The organism is Nocardia sp. TBRC8007 (genome assembly GCF_056629435.1).
In genome coordinates, this window is record NZ_JBWSOR010000032.1 from 32,853 (window position 1) to 51,828 (window position 18,976).

The 18,976-nt window shown below is 62.2% G+C and carries 23 protein-coding genes and 1 pseudogene; 19 read left to right on the top strand and 5 right to left on the bottom strand.

Annotated elements, in window-relative coordinates; genetic code table 11:
• Positions 1 to 258: 258 nt before the first annotated feature.
• The gene (locus ACX4ZE_RS18825; RefSeq protein ID WP_480274770.1) at positions 259 to 846 is read right to left on the bottom strand and encodes a hypothetical protein; all 588 of its coding nucleotides are present in this window, start codon (positions 844 to 846) and stop codon (positions 259 to 261) included.
• Positions 847 to 966: 120 nt separating this feature from the next.
• On the opposite strand from ACX4ZE_RS18825, the gene ACX4ZE_RS18830 reads away from it, so the two are divergent.
• Together ACX4ZE_RS18830 and ACX4ZE_RS18835 are read left to right on the top strand one after the other, a co-directional pair.
• Positions 967 to 1,701: a Crp/Fnr family transcriptional regulator gene (locus ACX4ZE_RS18830; RefSeq protein WP_480274771.1), complete on the top strand. Its 735-nt coding sequence runs from the start codon at positions 967 to 969 to the stop codon at positions 1,699 to 1,701.
• Positions 1,702 to 1,760: 59 nt separating this feature from the next.
• Positions 1,761 to 2,357: a peroxiredoxin-like family protein gene (locus ACX4ZE_RS18835; protein ID WP_480274792.1), complete on the top strand. Its 597-nt coding sequence runs from the start codon at positions 1,761 to 1,763 to the stop codon at positions 2,355 to 2,357.
• 118 nt (positions 2,358 to 2,475) lie between these two features.
• On the opposite strand, the gene ACX4ZE_RS18840 is transcribed toward ACX4ZE_RS18835, so the two are convergent.
• Entirely contained in the window at positions 2,476 to 2,850 is a 375-nt protein-coding gene (locus tag ACX4ZE_RS18840) for a DUF427 domain-containing protein (protein ID WP_480274772.1), read from the bottom strand.
• A 157-nt stretch (positions 2,851 to 3,007) separates the two neighbouring features.
• Positions 3,008 to 3,571, bottom strand: coding sequence for a PadR family transcriptional regulator (locus ACX4ZE_RS18845; protein ID WP_480274773.1), 564 nt, complete (start codon positions 3,569 to 3,571; stop codon positions 3,008 to 3,010).
• Between the two features lie 122 nt (positions 3,572 to 3,693).
• Between ACX4ZE_RS18845 and ACX4ZE_RS18850 the strand changes: the two genes are divergently transcribed.
• The 8 genes and pseudogenes from ACX4ZE_RS18850 (at position 3,694) to ACX4ZE_RS18885 (ending at position 9,786) form a co-directional block, all read left to right on the top strand.
• On the top strand, positions 3,694 to 4,110 hold the full coding sequence (locus ACX4ZE_RS18850; RefSeq protein ID WP_480274774.1) for a nuclear transport factor 2 family protein: 417 nt from the start codon (positions 3,694 to 3,696) through the stop codon (positions 4,108 to 4,110).
• 49 nt (positions 4,111 to 4,159) lie between these two features.
• Positions 4,160 to 5,647 (top strand): phytoene desaturase family protein, encoded by a 1,488-nt coding sequence (locus ACX4ZE_RS18855; protein WP_480274775.1) that lies wholly within the window; start codon positions 4,160 to 4,162, stop codon positions 5,645 to 5,647.
• Between the two features lie 12 nt (positions 5,648 to 5,659).
• Positions 5,660 to 6,796 (top strand): 2Fe-2S iron-sulfur cluster-binding protein, encoded by a 1,137-nt coding sequence (locus ACX4ZE_RS18860; protein ID WP_480274776.1) that lies wholly within the window; start codon positions 5,660 to 5,662, stop codon positions 6,794 to 6,796.
• A gap of 294 nt (positions 6,797 to 7,090) precedes the next feature.
• Positions 7,091 to 7,990, top strand: coding sequence for a non-homologous end-joining DNA ligase (ligD, locus tag ACX4ZE_RS18865; RefSeq protein WP_480274777.1), 900 nt, complete (start codon positions 7,091 to 7,093; stop codon positions 7,988 to 7,990).
• A 359-nt stretch (positions 7,991 to 8,349) separates the two neighbouring features.
• Positions 8,350 to 9,104, top strand: a protein-coding gene (locus ACX4ZE_RS18870) for a transposase (protein ID WP_480274793.1) whose coding sequence is annotated in 2 segments (ribosomal slippage) — positions 8,350 to 8,560 and positions 8,560 to 9,104 — 756 coding nt in all. Because the reading frame shifts where the segments join, the coding sequence is not laid out codon by codon here.
• A 51-nt stretch (positions 9,105 to 9,155) separates the two neighbouring features.
• Positions 9,156 to 9,326 (top strand): annotated as a pseudogene (locus ACX4ZE_RS18875) (ISAzo13 family transposase); the annotation flags it as partial.
• Positions 9,327 to 9,328: 2 nt separating this feature from the next.
• Entirely contained in the window at positions 9,329 to 9,586 is a 258-nt protein-coding gene (locus tag ACX4ZE_RS18880) for a hypothetical protein (RefSeq protein WP_480274794.1), read from the top strand.
• Between the two features lie 11 nt (positions 9,587 to 9,597).
• Entirely contained in the window at positions 9,598 to 9,786 is a 189-nt protein-coding gene (locus tag ACX4ZE_RS18885; RefSeq protein ID WP_480274778.1) for a hypothetical protein, read from the top strand.
• A gap of 261 nt (positions 9,787 to 10,047) precedes the next feature.
• Here ACX4ZE_RS18885 and ACX4ZE_RS18890 read toward each other — a convergent pair whose 3' ends face one another.
• Positions 10,048 to 11,649 carry an ISL3 family transposase gene (locus ACX4ZE_RS18890; RefSeq protein ID WP_480274779.1) on the bottom strand — a complete coding sequence of 534 codons (1,602 nt, stop codon included), beginning with the start codon at positions 11,647 to 11,649 and terminating at the stop codon, positions 10,048 to 10,050.
• Between the two features lie 104 nt (positions 11,650 to 11,753).
• Here ACX4ZE_RS18890 and ACX4ZE_RS18895 point away from each other — a divergent pair, with 104 nt between their 5' ends.
• Complete coding sequence (locus ACX4ZE_RS18895; protein WP_480274780.1) at positions 11,754 to 11,966, top strand: hypothetical protein; 213 nt, start codon at positions 11,754 to 11,756, stop codon at positions 11,964 to 11,966.
• Between the two features lie 32 nt (positions 11,967 to 11,998).
• Here ACX4ZE_RS18895 and ACX4ZE_RS18900 read toward each other — a convergent pair whose 3' ends face one another.
• A complete protein-coding gene (locus ACX4ZE_RS18900; RefSeq protein WP_480274781.1) occupies positions 11,999 to 12,223 on the bottom strand; it encodes a hypothetical protein in 225 nt (74 codons plus the stop codon).
• 581 nt (positions 12,224 to 12,804) lie between these two features.
• Between ACX4ZE_RS18900 and ACX4ZE_RS18905 the strand changes: the two genes are divergently transcribed.
• From ACX4ZE_RS18905 to ACX4ZE_RS18940, 8 genes are all read left to right on the top strand, one after another.
• Positions 12,805 to 13,905, top strand: a complete 1,101-nt coding sequence (locus ACX4ZE_RS18905; protein WP_480274782.1) for a SagB/ThcOx family dehydrogenase — start codon at positions 12,805 to 12,807, stop codon at positions 13,903 to 13,905.
• Positions 13,886 to 15,097, top strand: coding sequence for an MFS transporter (locus ACX4ZE_RS18910; RefSeq protein WP_480274783.1), 1,212 nt, complete (start codon positions 13,886 to 13,888; stop codon positions 15,095 to 15,097). Before ACX4ZE_RS18905 ends, ACX4ZE_RS18910 begins: the two co-directional genes overlap by 20 nt.
• Complete coding sequence (locus ACX4ZE_RS18915) at positions 15,090 to 15,860, top strand: class I SAM-dependent DNA methyltransferase (RefSeq protein WP_480274784.1); 771 nt, start codon at positions 15,090 to 15,092, stop codon at positions 15,858 to 15,860. The genes ACX4ZE_RS18910 and ACX4ZE_RS18915 overlap by 8 nt, the downstream gene beginning before the upstream one ends.
• 78 nt (positions 15,861 to 15,938) lie before the next feature.
• Positions 15,939 to 16,544, top strand: coding sequence for a hypothetical protein (locus tag ACX4ZE_RS18920; RefSeq protein WP_480274785.1), 606 nt, complete (start codon positions 15,939 to 15,941; stop codon positions 16,542 to 16,544).
• A gap of 155 nt (positions 16,545 to 16,699) precedes the next feature.
• Entirely contained in the window at positions 16,700 to 16,981 is a 282-nt protein-coding gene (locus tag ACX4ZE_RS18925) for a hypothetical protein (RefSeq protein WP_480274786.1), read from the top strand.
• Positions 16,978 to 17,829: an arylamine N-acetyltransferase gene (locus tag ACX4ZE_RS18930; protein ID WP_480274787.1), complete on the top strand. Its 852-nt coding sequence runs from the start codon at positions 16,978 to 16,980 to the stop codon at positions 17,827 to 17,829. The genes ACX4ZE_RS18925 and ACX4ZE_RS18930 overlap by 4 nt, the downstream gene beginning before the upstream one ends.
• 238 nt (positions 17,830 to 18,067) lie before the next feature.
• Positions 18,068 to 18,379 (top strand): transposase, encoded by a 312-nt coding sequence (locus tag ACX4ZE_RS18935; RefSeq protein WP_480274788.1) that lies wholly within the window; start codon positions 18,068 to 18,070, stop codon positions 18,377 to 18,379.
• 2 nt (positions 18,380 to 18,381) lie between these two features.
• Positions 18,382 to 18,976, top strand: a 595-nt coding sequence (locus ACX4ZE_RS18940) for an IS3 family transposase (protein WP_480274789.1), incomplete at its 3' end; no start/stop codon positions are given.

The following is an 18,976-nucleotide window of genomic DNA, read 5'->3' on the forward strand; positions in this document are numbered from 1 at the left end:
AGCGTCTGGATTTCCCCCAGTACCACCGGCGTCTTCGGGATCACGATTTGAGCGCCGGTTCCGGTCACTGGACTATGTGGCACGGTCGAGAACTTTCGGAACATCGTCGAATAGCCCCGCAGGGCCGCAGCTGTTTTCCGACGTATCGGTTCGTCCGTGCCCAGTGCCGGTTCTGGTATGTATCCGAACCTGGCACCTACTACTGTCGAGGGTGGCAGCGGCCGTGGGTCGCCGTCACCCCCGTGGACCAGGGCTGGTTCAGCGATTGCCGGGACGCGTGGCCGGTGTCATGGCGAGAACCAGCATGCCGAGCGCACTGCCGTAGAGCAGATGTTCGACGAGGAAGGTGGGGTATCCGACCATGCTCGCCATGGTGCGGATGGGGTCTCCTCCGTCGAACAGCGCGGCCGCGATCGGCAGTCCGACCCAGGCGCTGAAAGCGAAAACTATTATTCCCCAAACTGTTCCGAATGCGACAACGACCACTCCGCGCAGTTTTGCGAGCAGGGCCAGGACGCAGAAGATCGCTCCGTATACCGCACCGACCATCATATGTATGGCCGCGCCGAGTACCGCGGGACCGACTGAGAAGTAGAAGGTGCTGCCGTCGGCGGCGCGCTGCATGGAAGTCATCATCGTGTCGGGGACGATGAAAGTAGCCGCGATATGGTACAGCGGGGTGAAGAACCCAGTGTGTTGATAGGTCGCCGCGGCGATCATGGCATAGGCTGCCATCACTATCGATGCCGCGACTCCGGCAAGCGCTCCCCGAGCGGCGATGACACCGAAAGCGCCGCCCGGGATGGTGCTCGGGGAGAACGAACTGTTGGAAGCGGAGGTAGCCATGGCCGAATCCCTTTCGGTGGAACGGTATTTCTCACCCGGTAGTTCACCTCGATGCTGCGGATCTATGGGCATAATTGTCAGCGCGCTGACATGATGGGCCACTGATCAGGGAGGCTGAAGATGGACCGGTCGCGGGGGCCTTTCACACATCTGATGCGAGCCCTGGGTGGCGAGTCTTTCAGTGAGGATCGACTACGCCAGGCGGCCTGGATCGCCCGCTGCGTCGGTCGTGGTGCCGCCGCACCGTTGCGGGCCGATGATCTGGTCGCGTTGGCTGATCTGCTGGAGGTGCGGTCGTTGCCGACAGGGACACTGATGTTCGCGGCCGGACACCCGCCCAGCGGAGTGTGGATCGTGCGGGCGGGACAGGTAGAGCTGACGGTCGGTTCGGGGCGTCGCCGTACAGTAGTGGATGTACTGCGGCCAGGTGATGTCGACGGTGATATTGTGCTGCTGCTGGATATGCCGTTGATGTATACCGCGCGAGCGTTGACCGACGCGACCTGTCTGTTTCTGTCGCAGACCGCGTTCGAGAAGCTGTTGGCCGGGCATCCGGCGATCGCGCGCCGCTGGCTGTCGAGTGTCGCGCAGCGCACGGCCGCCACTCAGACCCGATTGATCAGCATCCTGGGACGCTCGTTGCCGGCGCAGATCGCTCAATTGCTGCTGGACGAGGCGAGCGATGGCACCGTGCTGTTGGCCCAACGCACGGTGGCGGCGATGCTGGGTGTGCAGCGACCGTCGCTGAACAAGATCCTCAAAGACTTCGAGCGGGACGGGCTCATCACAACCAGGTATGCCGCTATCGACATCGCGGACCCAGACCGGCTGCGCGCACTCGGGCAGGAGGCCTGAGTGTCAGCACGATGACACAATCATGGTCGGCGCCTGCGCTGTCTGGTGGGCTGACAGACATGGCGCATCTGGATATCGATACCCGCCTCACAACTCATCAGCTGACGACGATCGATGCGGACACTGTCGCGATACCTGCCCCTGGTCGACTGATTCATCTGCAGTTCCGTCGTTACGCGGGCTGCCCGATCTGTCATCTGCATCTGCGGTCGATCATGCGGAGATACGACGAGATCGACGCCGCTGGTGTGACCGAGGTCGTGGTGTTCCACTCCACCGCCGAAGCCTTGCGCCGCTACCAAGCCGACCTACCGTTCGCCGTGGTCGCTGACCCACAGCGGGGGCTGTATGCCGATTTCGGTGTCGAGGCCGCCGTGACCGCTGTCGCACATCCGCGGGCCTGGCTCGCGGCAGCACGTGGCGCGGTTGGGCAGCGGACGCTCAGTGGCGCCCTCGGTCGAGGTGAGAACCATTTCGGAAAACCCGCCGATTTCCTTATCGCCGCCGATGGTCGCATCCTGGCCCGCAAGTACGGCACGCACGCCGACGACCAATGGTCGGTCGATGAGATCCTGGCACTGGCCGGGCGATTCCGCAGTCGACTGGATCAGGCAAAGCGGCCCAGCCATGTCGCCACGCCATACAGGATCGAATAGGTGCCGATCGCGATCACCACCGTGGCCGACAGCCGCCACACCGTCAGCCTGCCCGCCACTCATCCGACGTGTCCGAGTGCGCTGCCCGCGGGTCAGTGTGGGCTGCGGGCAGCCCCGCTCACCGCGTCGCACCCCACCCGGTCAGCCGCCCGAACCAGCTCGGTCGCGCATGCGCGGTTTCTTCGCTTGCCCTGCTGTGTTCTTCGGGTTCTCCTTCGACTCGGACGCCGTGCCAGAAAGCGACATGATTCTTGATCCGGCGAGCCAACGGGCTGGGTTTCGGGTAATACCAGGCGGCATCCGGGCTCGTCTGGTCGCCGACAGTGACGTGATAGTAGCGGGCGATCCCCTTCCACGGGCACACCGTCTTGGTGCGACTGTCGGCGAAGTACTGACTGTGTAGTGATTCCAGAGGAAAGTAGTGGTTGCCTTCCACCCGTATTGTTACCGGGGCTTCGGCGATCACCGTACCGTTCCAGATCGCGCGCATCATCCTCTTCGCACCTCCTCTGCGAGTGTTCACCTTCATATAACCGGCCGACGGAGCACCCGGCCCGGCGGAATGTCGGCATGCTGACACGATCGAGACGGACATTGTCAGCAGAGCAACAGTCTTGATGACTGCTCATGCGCAGGCCGCCGGGGCGAGCTCAGGTACGCGCGGTGGTTCGCCGGTCGAGGACCGATAAGACGAACTCGGCCCACCGGATGTTCTCTTGCTCGAAGGAGATTCCGCGCAGCAACGTCAGATAAGGGCCGACGCGTTCGGCTTCCCCCAGATACGCCTGCTCGCTGCGCCCATCCAGCAGCCGTACGCGCAGCCGTTCGTAGCGGGCTAGTTTCGCCTTCGACCACTCCAATCTCTCGGCTACCACCGAGCGAACGGCCGGAGCGTCCTCGACGTCCATACCCTGCACTTTGACCATCATCTCGTCACGGATGGCAGTGGGCTTGGCGGGCTCTTCGATGAATCGGCGCAGGGCCGCGCGTCCCACAGGAGTGATGGCGTGCAGGCGTTTGTTGGGTCGGCGCTCCTGCTGCACGACGCGGGTCTCGATCACGCCCTCCGCCGCCATGCGATCGAGTTCTCGGTACAGCTGCTGGGGCGTGGCCATCCAGTAGTTCGCGGTCGAAGCATCGAAGCCCTTGGCCAGATCGTATCCGGAGGCCTCGCCCTCCAGCAGTGCCGCGAGTACCGCGTGCCGTAGCGCCATCGGCACAGAATACCACTGGTAGTGATTATTCAATTTTTTGTCTAAAAAAACTCTAGACACTTCCGCTTCTACAGCTATATTGTTCAGATGATTTAATCGATTAATTGAGTATGGAGGTAGGGATGCATCCCTTCCGGGCGGCAGTCGAAGCACGCGACGAAGCCGCTATCGAAGCCTTGTTGGCCGACGACGTGGTGTTCACTAGTCCGGTGGCCTTCAAGCCCTATCCGGGCAAGGCCGTTACCGCGGCCATCTTGCGCGCGGTGATCCGAGTTTTCGAGGGCTTCCACTACGTACGCGAGATCGGCGACACGAACGGGAGCGATCACGCCTTCATTTTCGAAGCTACTGTGGATGGCAAACAGGTCACTGGCTGCGACTTCCTGCACTTCGACGCCGAGGGAAAGATCGACGACTTCATGGTCATGGTACGCCCGCTGTCGGCGGCTACTGCGTTGGCCGCACGGATGGGTGAACAGTTCGAGCGTATCCAACAAGAAACTACCGCACAGCTCGAACGACAGGCGGCCGACTCATGAGTAGCAGGCAGCACAGCGTAGCCGCGCGGACGCGGAGAGGAGACAGCGCATGAACGATTACGACGCCATTGTCATCGGCGCGGGCAATGCCGGCCTGACTGCCGCCGCGACCCTGCAGCGTGCGGGCGCGCGCACTCTGCTAGTGGAAAGGCACAACATTCCCGGCGGCTGCGGAACTTCGTTCCGTCGGGGCCGTTTCGAGTTCGAGGTCGCGTTGCATCAGCTATCCGGCGTCGGCGTGGAAGGACAGCCGATCTCCTTGCGCGAGGGGCTTTTCCAGCAGCTCGGCATCGCTGACAAGCTCGAGTTCGTCCAGGAGCGCGAACTCTACCGCGCGGTGGTCCCCGGACAGCTGGACCTGACCTTGCCCGCTGACTGGGATGGCGCGATCGAGGCCATCGAGGCCGAGTTCCCCGGTAACCGCGATCGGGTTGCGAAATTCTTCGAACTGCTCAAGCAAGTGACGTTCTGGCAGATCGCCGCCATGCGGGGGATGCCGGTCGAGCGAATCGATCCGATGCTGTTCGAATACGGTCTGCGGCCGGTGAAAGATGTTCTCGACGAATACTTCGACGATGAGCGCATCAAGGCCGCGCTCGGCATGTACTGGACCTACCACGGCCAGCCACCTTCGAAACTGCCGTTCCAGGATCTGGCGTTGACGCTGTTCGCCTACTTCGAGTTCAAGCCCTGGCATGTACGCGGCGGTTCGCAGGCTATGTCCGCCGCCATTCTCGACAGCTTCCGCGCTGCGGGTGGCGAGGTGCGGTTCAATACCGGTGTCGACGGTATCCTCACCGAGGACGGCCGGGTACTGGGTGTTCGGCTGGACGACGGCTCCGAAGTGACCGCGCCCGACGTGGTGTCCAACGCTTCCCTGCCCACCACCTACGGCATGCTCGAAGGTATCGATGTGCCTGCTGAGGTGCGTAAAGACTTGGCCACCAGACATATCGGCGTCTCCGGGTTCGTACTGCACATGGGATTGGACGCCTCCCCCGCTGAGCTGGGGTTCACCACCAGCACCACCTTCGTCAACAGGGACACCGACGACGACCGCACCTATAACGCCTGGAAGTCGCTCGAACCCACACGTGGAATCTGCGTGAGCTCCTACGACATCACACCGATCGGCTTTGCGCCCACCGGAGCCACCCATGTCAGCCTGGCGACGCTGCAATACGCCGACATCTGGAAGAACGTGGCTCCCTCGGATTACGCGCGCACCAAGTTCGCCTACGCCGAAACACTGCTCGACCTGTGCGAGTCCGTCACTCCAGGTATTCGCGATGCCATCGAAGAGGTCGATGTCGCGACCCCCTTGACCATGATGCGCTACCTCGGCCACCCGGGTGGCGCCATCTACGGCTACGACCAGGACGCTACCGAGGGTTGGCTGTTCCGTAACAGCGAACGCCGAACCCACGTCCCCGGGCTGCATCTGGCTGGTTCCTGGGTCGGCATGGGCGGATTCCAGCCCACTCTCGAAGCTGGCGCCCGCGTCGCCCGCCGCTTGCTACGCACCAAAGCCGCCTGAACGGAGCACATCGTGATACACCCCCTCGCAGAAAGATTCGATGGCTCGGCCGAGATCCTCGTCGAAATCGACGCCCGCACCCCGGACACTCGCGACTATCTCGCCGAAACCCGCGCCATCGTCGACAGTTACCATCCCAAGCGATTGCAGTTGGTCGTCACCGAGATCATCGACGAGACCACGACTACAAAGACTTTCCGGCTGCAGGGCCTCGACCGAGCCCCACTGCCGCCGTTTCTGGCCGGCCAGTACGTCAATGTCTTCATCGACGGCACCAGCCGCCCCTATGCCATCTCCTCTAGTCCCGCGCAGCTGAGCCACTACGACCTCACGGTGCGCCGCGTTCTCGGTGGCCGCATCAGCAACCTGCTCATCGATACCGGACAGGTCGGCAGGCAACTCACCACCACCGGTCCGATGGGCACCTTCCATCACAACCCATTGTTCCACGGTTCCGATGTGGTGTTCTTGGCCGGCGGCTCCGGTGCCGCACCCGCGATGAGTATGATCCGCGAGATTGTAGACCTCGACCTCGACCGAGGATTTCATCTGATCTACGGCTCCCGCGCCGCCACCGATGTGATCTTCCGCGAAGAACTCGACAGGCTCGCCGCAGCGCACCCGAATATCACCGTCGACCATGTCATCGCAGAACCCACCCCGGATTGGACCGGAGCTACCGGTTTCCTCACCACCGCCACCATCACAGCGTGTGTCGGGGCTCTCGACGGTCGCATGGTCTATGTGTGCGGCCCGCAAGCGCTCTACCCTTACGCGCTCGATCAGTTGACCGCGCTCGGCCATCCCTCTCGCCGCATCCGCTTCGAGGCCAATGGCGCGCCCAGCGACCCCACCACGCAGCCGCACTGGCCCACCGGGTTGGATCCCACCGCCGAGGTCACTGTCACCGTCGGCAGTGCGTCCTTCCTTACTCCTCGCAACCGCCCGCTTCTGGATGCGTTGGAAGACAACGATATTCGCCCTGAGGTGGCCTGTCGTTCCGGCGCATGCAGCATGTGCCGGGTGCGGGTTGTCAAGGGTGAGGTGCACACCGCCGAAGAAGCCGAGCTCCGCCTCTCCGACGCACAGTTCGGCTACACCCATTCCTGCGTCGCCTACCCGATCAGCGACGTAGAACTCGAGCTGTAGCCTCGGGCAGCCCGAGGGCGCATCATTGCCACGATAGTGTCGGGCGATCTCGAAATTCTCACTGTTCGAGGTCGCCGGCACAGCCGATTCCCCAACTCTGATCACCCATGAGCATGTCCAGCCGACCGGAGTGTCGCAGTCGAGAGACGTCGCGCGAGTCCACCGTATGCGCTCACAGCTTCGGTGACTGAACTCTGGTCGGCGGTTTTCACCTGTCATGGGCGGGTATGCCCTGGATATGCGTCCGAAGGAGTATCGGGGTAAGCGGCGGCCCAGTCGCAGAAAGACACCCTGATGGCTCGTATCGACATCGCGGTCACGCACGCGGACCGTGTGCTGTTCCCCGATGACGGAATCACCAAGGGCGACCTCATCGACTACTACGGTGCGGTGGCCACGGTGATGTTGCCGCATCTGAAGGGCCGCCCACTGATGTTGCAGCGATACCCGTGCGGTATCGGGGAGCCTGGCTTCTTTCAGAAGAACTTCACCGGGGCTCTGCCGGACTGGATGGGGCGGGTAGAAGTCGTCAAAGCAGGCGGCACAGTAGTGCACTTGCTCGCCGAACGCCGCGAAGCTCTCGAATGGCTGGCCGAGCAGGATTGCATCACACTGCATGCTTGGCTGTCACGACAAGGCAGATTGAACGCACCCGACCGAATCATCTTCGATCTGGACCCTTCCGATCAAGGCTTCACCACGGTGCGAGCTACAGCCCACGTCCTCCGCGACGTGTTGAACGATCTCGGCCTGGTCCCTTATGTCCAGACAACCGGATCGCGGGGACTGCACGTGGTAGTGCCGCTCAGAGGTGACGCCGATTTCGATATGACCAGGAGTTTTGCCCGTGACGTTGCCGAGCTGGTCGCCGCTGATGCCCCCGCGCACCGTACCCTCGAAATGCGCAAGGAGAAACGCGGTGGTCGGCTCTACCTCGACATCATGCGCAATGCCTACGCACAAACTGCGGTCGCGCCCTACGCTGTGCGGGCTCGTCGCGGTGCGCCGGTGGCCACGCCTTTGGAATGGGATGAACTGAACAGTCCGGATCTGCGATCGGACCGATTCACCATTCGCGACATACCCACGAGACTTGCCGGACAGCGCGACCCGTGGTGCGGCCTGAACCGGCACCGGCGCTCGCTGACTGGCCCGAGGCGACGACTCTCGCGACTGCGCGGCCACCCTGCCTGAACTGGATACTGGCAAGATCCACCGTCCGGCTCGGCAGAGCGCATCCCGCGACACGCGGCACCACACCTGGCTGTGGTCCATCAGAAACGGCTCGGTTCACCGCACCGATTCGAATGGGAAATCCAGCTGGGCGGACAGCAGACGGGCAACCCAGATCGGTCCACTGTCATCAGATGATCTCCCGCTTCTCTCCAGCACAGCACAGTTGGGGAAGGACCGATGTCTCTCAGAGGGCGTCTGAGATCTCGGTCACCGGTCGGCGTGTGACAGCAGGTGTGTAGAGGGACTCCCGGTACGACTGGGGTCACCACACCTGTAGCCGCTATCCGAGAGTCCCTGTGTCAGTGTCGCTTGCCTGCTTGTGCTTGTCGTGCCCGGCCCACGGCGAGTCGCCGAAGTGCCCGTTCTATCCGTCCTCGTCGTTGACCGACGACGAGTGGGCGATCCTGGAGCCGCTGCTGCCACCATTCGGGAATTCCGGCGGCAAGGGGGGTCGGCGGGAGAAGTGGCCGCGGCGGCTGGTCTGTGATGCGATCTTCTACCTCTCGCGAGGCGGGATCGCGTGGCGCAGTTGCCGCACGATTTCCCTCCCGCGAAAACCGTCTACGACATCTACCGGCGGTGGACGAAAGCCGTTGCTTGGCAACGCATCCACGACACACTGCGTGATCGTGCCCGGATCCGCGCCGGGCGTGATGCGCAGCCGACGGCGGCGGTGATCGACTCGCAAACCGTCCGCGGCGCCGACACCGTCGCTGCGGCCTCGATCCAGGACCGTGACGCCGCACACCGGCTGCTGGCCGCTGTGGCGGTCCGTTTCGCCACCATCACGCATGTGTTCGCCGACGGCGGCTACGCCGGACGACTGGTCACCTGGGCGAAAACTGTTCTCACCCAGACAATCCAGATCGTGAAACGCAGCGACACCGCGACCGGTTTCGAAGTCCTGCCCCGCCGCTGGGTGGTCGAACGGACGTTCGGGTGGCTGGTCAAACACCGCCGCTGCGTCCGTGACTACGAAACCCGCCCCGACCACCACGAAGCCATGGTCTATATCGCCGCCATCCACACCCTCACACGACGCTTGGCCCGCACCAGCGGGCCAAGCGAATGAGACCTCAGACGCTCTCTCAGAGGGTGTCTTATGTGGGGAGTTTTGTAGCAGGTGATTCTGAAAGAGCGGCAGCATCGACTCGCGTTGGTGACCGAGGCCGGCTGCTCGGTCACGGTAGTGTGCGAACCGTGGCCCGCATTGCGGGGCGGCGAGACCACGGTCCGCAAGGGCGTGTTCGAGTTGGAGTCAGGCGAGGCGCCGTTGCCCGCCGGACGGGCGCGAGCTTGGCCGAGGAGTTGGATCCGGGGAAGGGATTTCAGTTTCCTTCGTGCAGCGCGCTGATTATTCTTCACGATGAGGATGTAGTGTCCGCCGCCAGTGATGATCGTTTCGACGGTCTGCCAGCAGCGGTGAGCGGCATTGGCGGTGAGCACCCTTCTGTTATCGAATATGCTGGTGCGCAGCCACATCCAGGCCACGATCGCACTGTCGAGGCCGTCGCCGGGGACATGGCTGAGCAGTCTTCGGATCGTGGCTTCTGATAATGCGGACCGTGCTCCGAGTCCGGTCAGGTTCGCTAGCCACTCAGAACCTGGACGTCGACCTGACAACGCTGAAGCTCGGAATGTCATTCACTTTGGAGCAGGCGGGTGCCGCGGCAGCCGAGGTGATCGTCCGCGCTGCCGGTCGCACCAGTCGACGCCCCGCGGACAACGGCGACGGAAGCCCCGGTATAGCTTGAGTTTTAGTACTCCAGCATCACTTCGTGATGTTGTTGGTTCGCATGTGGTTTCGTGGTGGTTGATGAGGATTTGATGGCGTGGTCGATGGGTTTGGAGGAGTTGTTCGGGCGGGTGGCGGGACGGTTTCTGCGGGCGGAGCCGCGGCGGCGGGCGTCGATGAGACCGGTTTTGTGAAGAAGGGGGTGAAACGGCTGGGGTGTGTCAATGTCGGTCGAATGTTGGATCTGGCACGAATTTCGTGATTTCGGTTGGTGACGGTCTTACTCGGTCAACAAGATTCGCTTTCGGAGGAGGTCGGTGTTCGCGCGGCCGAACATCTGCCGTTTCAGCATTTTGATGCGGTTGACCTGGCCTTCGACCGGGCCGGAGCTGTAGGGCAGGGCGAGCCCGGCCGTGACCGCGTCGTGGTCACGGCGCAGGCCACGCACGAACGATCGCAGGGCGGGCTGGTCGTCGGTGTCGACGTCGGCCATCCAGCGTTGCAGGTCGTGGCCGCGGCGTTCACCCATGATCGCGGCGAAGCGTCGAACATAGGTGGTCAAGGCGGTGAGTTGCGGGCTGGCGGCGAGGATGGCATCTAGGGCCCGTTGGTCGGCGGTGTCGAGGTTGGCCGGGTTGGTCATGATCCAGGCTGTTGCTCTGCGAACGGTCGGTGGCTTGCGCGGCGGTTCGGTGGCTCGGGTGAGTATCCGGAAGGGGCGCAGGTAGTTGCGGAGCGTCTTCTCGCTGCCGCGATAGCCTCGGGCGGTGATCTCCTGGAACAGCGCGGCGGTGTTGGTGCAGCCTTCGTTCCACCGTTGCCGCACGTGGGTCTTGTAGTCGTCGAGAACGCCGGGGCGATAGCCGGTCCGGTTGTTGACCAGCAGTTCCTCGGCCGATGCCGCGCGGGCGAAGCGACGGACCGTCCCGCGCGCCAGGCCCAACTGCTGTCCGATACCGCGCAGGCTGATCCCCGCGGCGATCAGCCGGTGGATCTCGGTGTATCGCTGTCGGGTGCGGATCGCAGTCCGATCGCTGCGGTGCTGCGGTTCGGCCGGCATCAGCGGCGCCATCGAGTCGGAATCGGTGAATACGGGTGGCTCGTGTGCTTCGGGGTCGTCGAGGGCGATGGTCAGGCCGGCGCGGTGTCGGGCGACAGTGCGTTCGACCGCGTCGCCGAGGTTGTGCCACAGATGCCAGCGGTCAGCGACCTGGATAGCCTCCGGTGCCCCGCTGCCGGAGCCTTCGGCGTAGGCGCCGGCGCGGTCACGGCAGATGATCTCGACGCCGGGATGAGCACGAAGCCACCCGGCAAGAGTCTCGGCATCGCGATCGGGCAGCACGTCGACCGGCCGACGGGTTTCGATATCGATGAGGATCGTGCCGTAGTGATGGCCGCGCCGCAGCGCGAAATCGTCGACTCCCAGCACCCGTGGTGTCGCCAGCTCAGGGTCAGGCAGAGCGCGGATCTGGCGCAGCAGCGTCATCCGCGATACCGACGCCGCCAACCGTCCAGTCAGCCGGGCACCGGCCCGACCGCCCAGGGCCAGACCGACCGAGTACAGCACACGCTGTAACAGCGTGGTGCGCCGGGCATGGCGGGCGGCCAGTTCCGGGATCTGTTCGGCGAAAGTCCGCCTCGCGCAGCCGGTGTTCTCACAGAACAACCGCCGCACACGCAAACGGATCAGTACTTCGCGACCCGCCACCGCGGTATCGGACAACCGACGCTGGTAGCGACTGTGCACCCGCAACGACGGCATTCCACAGTCCCGGCAGGCCGCTGCCCGGTCCGGAGTGCGAGCCTCGATGAACAACACCGGCCCGGACACAGACACCCGTTCAATCAGCAACTGGGCAAGATGAGGAAACAGGACCGCCATCGGCCCGATATCAGAGCACCGGCGACATCTTCAACGATCAAGCCCAAGAGCGCATCTCGGACGGGTCAATCACGCAATCCGTGCCAGATCCAGTATTCAGCCGGATGCGACACAAATCTCTGCCGCAGCAACGCCGTACCGTCAAGGCCCAGCCCGTAATCGAGGACGACTACCCCGCGACATTAGAGAAGCGATTCCTAACCGTCATCGACGGATGGATGTACCGTCATCCGATTCTCGGTCCCTTCGCCGCGTTCGGCTCGCTGGCCGCGGTGGTGCTCATCGTCGCCTTCGCTACTGTCATGGCTAATGCTTGACAGCCTGGTCGGCAACTCTGCGCGGTGACCACTCAGCCGATGTTTCGCGCGTTCGTACCGTATTTCGGCGGTCGCGGTGTGCGGGACCGCGCAACTCGGGGTCGCAGCGCGTCAGTCAGTGCCTTGTGGTTGCGGTGCCAGCCGGTAGTGGCATGCAACTCGTCCGGTATCCGACCCTTGTCCGATTTGGTAGCCCACGCATAGCTGGCCACGATCACCTTCGTCACAGTCTTGCGTTGACCCAATGTCAGTTCCATCGTCCAGGATCTATCCCGAACAGCGTCGACAGTCGAGAAAGGCGTACCGCACGCGCGCATAATCACCTGAAGCAACGATGATAGCTACGCGCGCATTGTGATGAGTCAACGCGCACGGTTGTCATGACACCTCCAGATGTGGATAACTTTGACCTATGCGAACTAAATGAACTCATAGGTGAGTAGGTTTGCTAGTCGATGAATCGAGCTGTTAGGTTCGGAAACGAGGGTAGAAGAAATTCTATTACTCCCTCATGTTGTGTCACGAAACTGAGATGGAGATGTGCCATGTCCTTTTCCGAAATGATCGCCGGTGTGATCGAAGAGGCTCCCGAAGGTTCGGAGTTGCTGTGTTTCGATCAGGCTTTCCCGGTCATGGGGTAATTGAGGGGTATGGCTCGCCGGTCATGGTCATCGGCCGGTCAGTCGTGATTTACACATGATAGGTGTGGTCGACGGGCATCCGCCCCTCGACCACACCTATCATGTGGGATGGGACTCAATTCGTGTACTGTCACCGGTTCAAAAATTAACGCCGTCGCACTCGATGGCGCGGAAGAACCCATTTTGCGGAGCTGCAGGTGTTGAAACTTCGATATCCCGTCACGTTTACGCTCAAGGGCGACCGAATGATTCTTGGTGCGCCCTATTCGAAGCGTCGGGTGACCGTGCCCGAGCGGCTTCTGCCGCTGCTGATCGAGGAGATCGAGGTCTGTGGTTCGGAACAAGTCGATCAGCCGATCCTGCAGCGGCTGTCCGAGTACGGGTTCACCATCAACTCCGACGAGGGTGAGACTGAGGCTGTTCCGGCGGTGTGGCAGCTCTGGGGAACAGCAGCGTGGGCATTTCACTCTGCAACCCTCGACGCGCCGTTCATTGGGAAAACCACAGGTGATACCGACGAGCGCTTCGACCAGTACTTGTCCGAACTCGGCGAGCGAGATCAGCCGACCGCGCTGGCAGCCACCGAGATACGCGGTGACGAGGTCTACCTACCCAGAGTCGCCCCTCGCGCTCGGGCCGAGTACTTCGAGGTGGTGGAGGACCGCAGAACCCATCGGCGGTTCGACGACGACCCGGTCGGGTTACGAGCTTTTTCTATCCTGATGCAGAAGACATTCGGTCCGGTGTGGTTCTCTTATGCCAACAATATGGGCACCGTTCAACTTCGTAGTGCCGCCAGTGGCGGTGCCCGTCACGACACCGTCCCTTACGTCTATATCGACAAGGTCACCGGTATTCCGCAGGGTGTCTACGAGTACGATGAATTGCTTCATGCGCTTCGCCCGATGCCGTGCCGGATCGATAATGAGCAGCTCGTCGATATCATCTACGGTCAAAACATCATCGACAAAGCCGCCTTTGTCATATTCCTGACCTCGCGGGTCGACCGGTTGCATTGGAAATACCCGCACCCGCGGGCAATGCGGGTCATGTATCAGAATTCGGGCTGCATTGCCCAGCTGTTCTCGATGAACGCCACCGCACTCGGCCTCGGAGGTTCTATGACAGGCGCATTCCAGGACACTTTGTTGTCCGATTTGCTGTCGCTGGACAGCGATCGCGAAATTCCAGTATTCATCATGGCGGGCGGTATACCGAAACTGCGCGATGATGGGCTTCCGCTGCGCCATGCTCACCATGCCGGGGAAGTTTCGGTGGATGCAGGCGAACGTCGATAAATCTACCACTGCGCCGATCTATGTCGGGCAGTTCCTTATCGCATCGACGGGATACGCATCGACCATTGCGCTGACCTACGTGATCATTTCGGCATCGGATCACAACTACACCTCGGTCGGGGCTGTTTCTGCACTGTACGCGGTCGCCGGGCTGGTCGGGACTCTCAATGGCCCGCTTCTGATCCGCAAAATCGGCACGCGAGCAACGATCATGCTGTCGGCTTTCGGTTGCGCTGTGATGCAGATCGGTGCGTGGTTGTGCTTCGAGCGGGGCCTGCTGTTCGCCGGATCGGCCGCAGCGGTTTGCAGCGGGCTCATGATCGCGCCAGTCACTGCGGCCATGACCGCTCTATTGCGAGAGACCGTTCCTGCTTCGGTTCTCAGGAGCAGTGTGGGCCGGCTGCGGACCATGCGCAACGTAGCCATTGTGGTTGGTCTGGTAGCAGGCAGCCCGGCGATAGCGGCATTCGGTGCGCCGATGCTGTTACTGGCCGACGGCATATTCAAAATCTGTGCTGGTGCAGTGTTTCTGTGGTCTCCCGGTCGTCAAAGACACGAGAAACCCCCGCCGGTCAGACGCAGTGCGGGGTTCAGGCTGCTTGCAGGCAACCCGGCCTTTCTGGTTGCGGCATGCCTGGAAGTGCTTTTCCAGCTCTGTTGGGGCGCAGTGACTCAAGTCGGTGCTCCGGCACTGTACGCGTCCTCAGGGCGAGGTGGCCAGTGGCTGGTGCTCGCAGCGGCGCCGCTGGTGGGTGCGGTGCTGGCCGGTATCCATACCTCCCGGGTCTCGACCGCGCCTCGGCTTATCTCACCATTACTGATCGTCGGCGTAGCAGCTGCCTGGCCGATCGCCATCGCTGCCGAAATCAACATCGTGCTCAGCTTCGGTCTGGGCATGATCGGCGGCGCGGTCATGGAATACCTAGCAGCGACCTGGATCTCGGCGATGGGGCTCGTCCTGGGACCTCAGGAATTCGCGGCGCTGTTCGCCGCGCAGATAGCGCTGGGTCTGGCGGTCGCACCGATCAGCAGATTCACTGGCGGGCTGCTATTGGAGGCGGTCGGAGCACACACATCGATGGTCGTGATCGGATGCCTGATTACCTCGATCCCAGCGCTCACTCTCGCCTGCCGTCCACTTATCCGTAACGACGCAGAAATCCAGAACCAGTGGGAGGCCGCTCGTGCTTGACCGACACCAACCAGACCAGGAACGGATCTGGGACTCCTGGGCCGAGGTCTATGACAGCTGGCATGCTCGAGAAAATCCCGAATCGCCGGCGCGATTCCTCAGCGCTCTGGCGACTCGGACGAACGCTGCTCGCATCTTGGAACTTGGTATCGGGACCGGCCGCGTCGCTTCGCTGCTCGCCCAACAGTGCGACGCTGCGGTGTTCGGGGTCGACATATCCGCAAAGATGGTCGAGCAGATCGACGAAAAACATCCGACGCTGGATATCACCGCCGTCCAGGGCGACATGGCTGATCTGCCGCCGTGGAATGAGTTCGACATCGTTTACTCGGTGTACAGCAGCATGCTGAACCTGACCGATCAGGCGAGCGTGCGTCGCTGCGTCACCTCGGTCAGTGCGTCGCTACGCCCTGGTGGATACTTCGTCGTCGAGAACATGTACCCCCAGCCTGGAGCGATACCGCCGACTCCGCGCCTGGCGGTCCGTTCGGTCACCGACGAGGCGGTGATGCTTTCAGCGTCGAAGTCGGACTTCCACGCCCAGCGCATCACGATGCAGGAAATCCTGATCACCGCTGGAGGCGGCATTCAGATGTTTCCCATCGAGATGCGCTACCTCACCCCACCGGAGCTGGACCTGATCGCCGAGCTGAACGGATTGCAGCTGCTGGAACGGACCGGCGACTTCGACGCAACGCCGTTCACGCGCAACAGCACTCGCTTCGTGGCTGTCTATCAGAAGTCGAACTGCGCAGCTCTCTAGAAAGAGGAGAAGACCATGGCCATAGCTGAAGCCGCAACCAAGGACGAGACCGGTACACCGCCCTACTGGGTGAGCAGGATGTTCGCCGACATTTATGACATCAACGACGATCCCGCAGGCCCGCAGGCGCTCGAAGCATGCGCGGTGAGCAAAATGTTCGAAGCCAGCTCGAGCCTGGGCACACCGCTGGTCGCGTTGCCGAACATGCTGGAGGCGGCGCGGCGCGCCGACTACCTGACGAACATGCTGAGTACCTTCAAAAATGTCGGGATGGTCCATCATAACGAGCAGTACGTCGCGCAGATGTCCGAAGACTACGTCGCACCGTTGGCTGCGCTGTTCGCTGACGGCGTGCGCCGCGAGCTTAGTGTGGAGCTGATGTCCAACGGCGTCGGCCGCTACATTCACTACCGAGGCACCGGTGCGCACCATTTCATCCACGTCGACAAGCCGTCGTTCGGCGACGCCACCGCGCTGGTAGTTCTGGACTACGCCCCGTCGGCCGAGCCAAGCTCGGGCGTCCCGTCGGAAACTCGGTTCGTCACCGGTTCGGGAGTGGAATCGTTTCGCTCCGAGCCAGGAAATGCCGTAGTCTTCGACGGCCGCTACCTGCCGCACGGCCGCACACAGCTGCGCGAAGGGGAAACGGTGACGATCGCACTGCTAGGGATGATGCGTAAATGAGCATTGCCTCAGCAGTTTCGGCATCTGCGCACTGGCACTGCTACAAGTGGTTCGGTCCGGGGAAAGAGCTTCTCGACAGAGGAAAACGAGACCCGATAATCAGCGAGCGCGAGTTTCTATCCTCCAGGCTCCCGGCCAGCCTGACTCGGGACGAGTTGAAACGTGGAAGCCACGCGATCGCAAGTACGTACCAGACTCCTGAGGAAGCTTTCGGCTGGGCGGCCTCGCAGTACCAGTCGATCGAAGACTCCCTGATCGAGCCTCCGCTGCTGTTTCCCGAGTTCTCCTACCGCGCCCCCTACACCGTTCCGTCCCTGCACCGCGGACAAGACGTTGTCTGGGGCTTCTGGACCAAGAACGCGACGTTCCTGTCGCTGGTGATCCTGGCCTGCGGCGGACAACGCGGTGTGTGCCCGACAACCGCGAGAGTCGCATGACGACACGACGCGACCGGTGGCGCCGCGCCTGGCCGTCGATGCCGCAGACCGATCTCGAGCAGTACCTCCACCGCATCGGTTATCAGCACACGCCGACAGAACTAGAGGCACTGGTGACCGCGCACCTGTACGCGTTCCCCTTCGTCTCAGTTCCGCACCACCCCATCGAGTCGATGGACCACGCGATCCGGGCCGCGTGTCACGAGTTCGGCGTCGGCGACTGCTTCTTCAACTCCATCGTGTTACGCGCCGCCCTCGACCGCCTCGGTTTCACCGTGCATGCGGCACTGGCCCGGCCGACACCACCCGGATACGAAGACTGCGCGCTGCCACCAACACACGCAATCCTCATCGCACACACCAAGGGCACCAACTTCCTCATCGACGTCGGATTCGGTGTGGACGGCCCGAGAACGATAGTGCCACTCGACGGCTCCACGATCGAAAACCCAACATCCGCACAAGCCTGGTGGACACGCGACACCAGTGACAGACAGTTCACACTGCACTACCGCAACGGCACGATATCGCGGCCCCTCTACGAGTTCACCGCCGAACCCGTGCAACCAGCCGACTACCACGCTATGAGTTTCTACGCATCGAACGCCACGGACTCACCGCTGTCCTCAGCCGTCGTGATTCATGCACTCACCCCAACAGGCGGTATCCGGGTCTCCAACACCACCATCGACCGCAAACACACAGACCAACTCACCAGACAGTCGGCCAGCACCATCGATCTAAACGACTTCCTGCGCAACGAAATCCGGATCGGCAACCCCGCCACCCGCACACAGATCATCACGCAGCTCGTCGCCCAACTGACTGAACAGCACACCGACATATGAAAATATCCCTGCACCCCAGGCGGGATCGCCAGAAAACTGTACGGTAAGCAGCTCTTTCTCATATTCAGTCGGGTGGTCCCGAGCACTTACAGGGTGTCTTACGTGGGTGTAATTCGTTGTCCGGCATAGTGTGACCCGTGGTCGATCTGACCTGACCCCTCTGTTCCGGGTGATCTGGCCCCCGCTCAGGAGGCCGCGGTTATGAGAGTTGAGGCAGACTGACCCGCAGGAGGTCACGATGCCGAAATCCTTTCCGCTGGCGATGCGCCGACAGGTGTGTGCTCGGCTGCGAGCCGGTGAGCTCGTCGCCGAGATAGCGGCCGAGACAGGGATCTCGCCTGCCACCTTGTTCCGGTGGAAGGCGCAGGTCCTCGTCGATGCGGGAGTCCGTGAGGGTATTCCGAGTGTGGAAGCCGACGAGCTGGCCTCGGCGAAGAAGCGGATCGCCGTGCTGGAAGCCGAATTGAAACTCACTCGTGACGCCTGCGAATTGTTCGATGCGCAGGCGGTGGTGTCCCCAAAAGGCGGATCGCGGTCGTCGAAGGGCTGATCGTGCTCGGGCATTCGGGGCGGTCGGCCTGCCGAATCGCTGGAGTGCACAGATCCACCTTTCTACGGCAGCGGCGGCAGCCGTTGTCCACAAGAATGATTCGCAGGATCGTGGTCGCCGATGAGATATCCAGGATTCATGCCCGGTCCCGCGGAACGTACGGCAAACGCCGGATCAAGGCCGCGTTGCTGGCCGAGTGCGACATGATCGTCAACCACAAGCTGGTTGCCTCGATCATGGCCGAGCGGGGGCTGTTCGGCTTGCCCAGACGCAAACGGCGTGGCCACCCGATGCTCGCGGTGAGCACTCCTGAAGACCTGGTGAACCGAGCCTTCGCCGCTGCTGGTCCCAACGAGCTGTGGTGCACCGATATCACTGAACATCCCGCTAGAGACGGAAAAGTCTATTGTTGCGCCATTCTGGACTGCTTCAGCAAGAAGATCGTCGGCCGAGCCTTCTCCACCATTGCCGACACGCTGTTGGTCAACAACGCGGTCAACATGGCAATGACAGAACGCGTCACCACCGAGGGGCTGATCGTGCATGCCGATCACGGACCACAGTTCACCTCGTGGTCGTTCGGTGAGAATCTCCGCT

What these genes read in the sequence shown, in the direction of transcription:
- ACX4ZE_RS18910 (WP_480274783.1), top strand. Translation starts at nt 13,886, where the DNA reads ATGCAGGCGAACGTCGATAAATCTACCACTGCGCCGATCTATGTCGGG.
- ACX4ZE_RS18850 (WP_480274774.1), top strand. Translation starts at nt 3,694, where the DNA reads ATGCATCCCTTCCGGGCGGCAGTCGAAGCACGCGACGAAGCCGCTATC.
- ACX4ZE_RS18890 (WP_480274779.1), bottom strand. Translation starts at nt 11,649, where the DNA reads ATGGCGGTCCTGTTTCCTCATCTTGCCCAGTTGCTGATTGAACGGGTG.
- ACX4ZE_RS18855 (WP_480274775.1), top strand. Translation starts at nt 4,160, where the DNA reads ATGAACGATTACGACGCCATTGTCATCGGCGCGGGCAATGCCGGCCTG.
- ACX4ZE_RS18835 (WP_480274792.1), top strand. Translation starts at nt 1,761, where the DNA reads ATGGCGCATCTGGATATCGATACCCGCCTCACAACTCATCAGCTGACG.
- ACX4ZE_RS18840 (WP_480274772.1), bottom strand. Translation starts at nt 2,850, where the DNA reads ATGATGCGCGCGATCTGGAACGGTACGGTGATCGCCGAAGCCCCGGTA.
- ACX4ZE_RS18825 (WP_480274770.1), bottom strand. Translation starts at nt 846, where the DNA reads ATGGCTACCTCCGCTTCCAACAGTTCGTTCTCCCCGAGCACCATCCCG.
- ligD (WP_480274777.1), top strand. Translation starts at nt 7,091, where the DNA reads ATGGCTCGTATCGACATCGCGGTCACGCACGCGGACCGTGTGCTGTTC.
- ACX4ZE_RS18900 (WP_480274781.1), bottom strand. Translation starts at nt 12,223, where the DNA reads ATGGAACTGACATTGGGTCAACGCAAGACTGTGACGAAGGTGATCGTG.
- ACX4ZE_RS18920 (WP_480274785.1), top strand. Translation starts at nt 15,939, where the DNA reads ATGTTCGCCGACATTTATGACATCAACGACGATCCCGCAGGCCCGCAG.
- ACX4ZE_RS18935 (WP_480274788.1), top strand. Translation starts at nt 18,068, where the DNA reads ATGCCGAAATCCTTTCCGCTGGCGATGCGCCGACAGGTGTGTGCTCGG.
- ACX4ZE_RS18895 (WP_480274780.1), top strand. Translation starts at nt 11,754, where the DNA reads ATGCGACACAAATCTCTGCCGCAGCAACGCCGTACCGTCAAGGCCCAG.
- ACX4ZE_RS18930 (WP_480274787.1), top strand. Translation starts at nt 16,978, where the DNA reads ATGACGACACGACGCGACCGGTGGCGCCGCGCCTGGCCGTCGATGCCG.
- ACX4ZE_RS18845 (WP_480274773.1), bottom strand. Translation starts at nt 3,571, where the DNA reads ATGGCGCTACGGCACGCGGTACTCGCGGCACTGCTGGAGGGCGAGGCC.
- ACX4ZE_RS18830 (WP_480274771.1), top strand. Translation starts at nt 967, where the DNA reads ATGGACCGGTCGCGGGGGCCTTTCACACATCTGATGCGAGCCCTGGGT.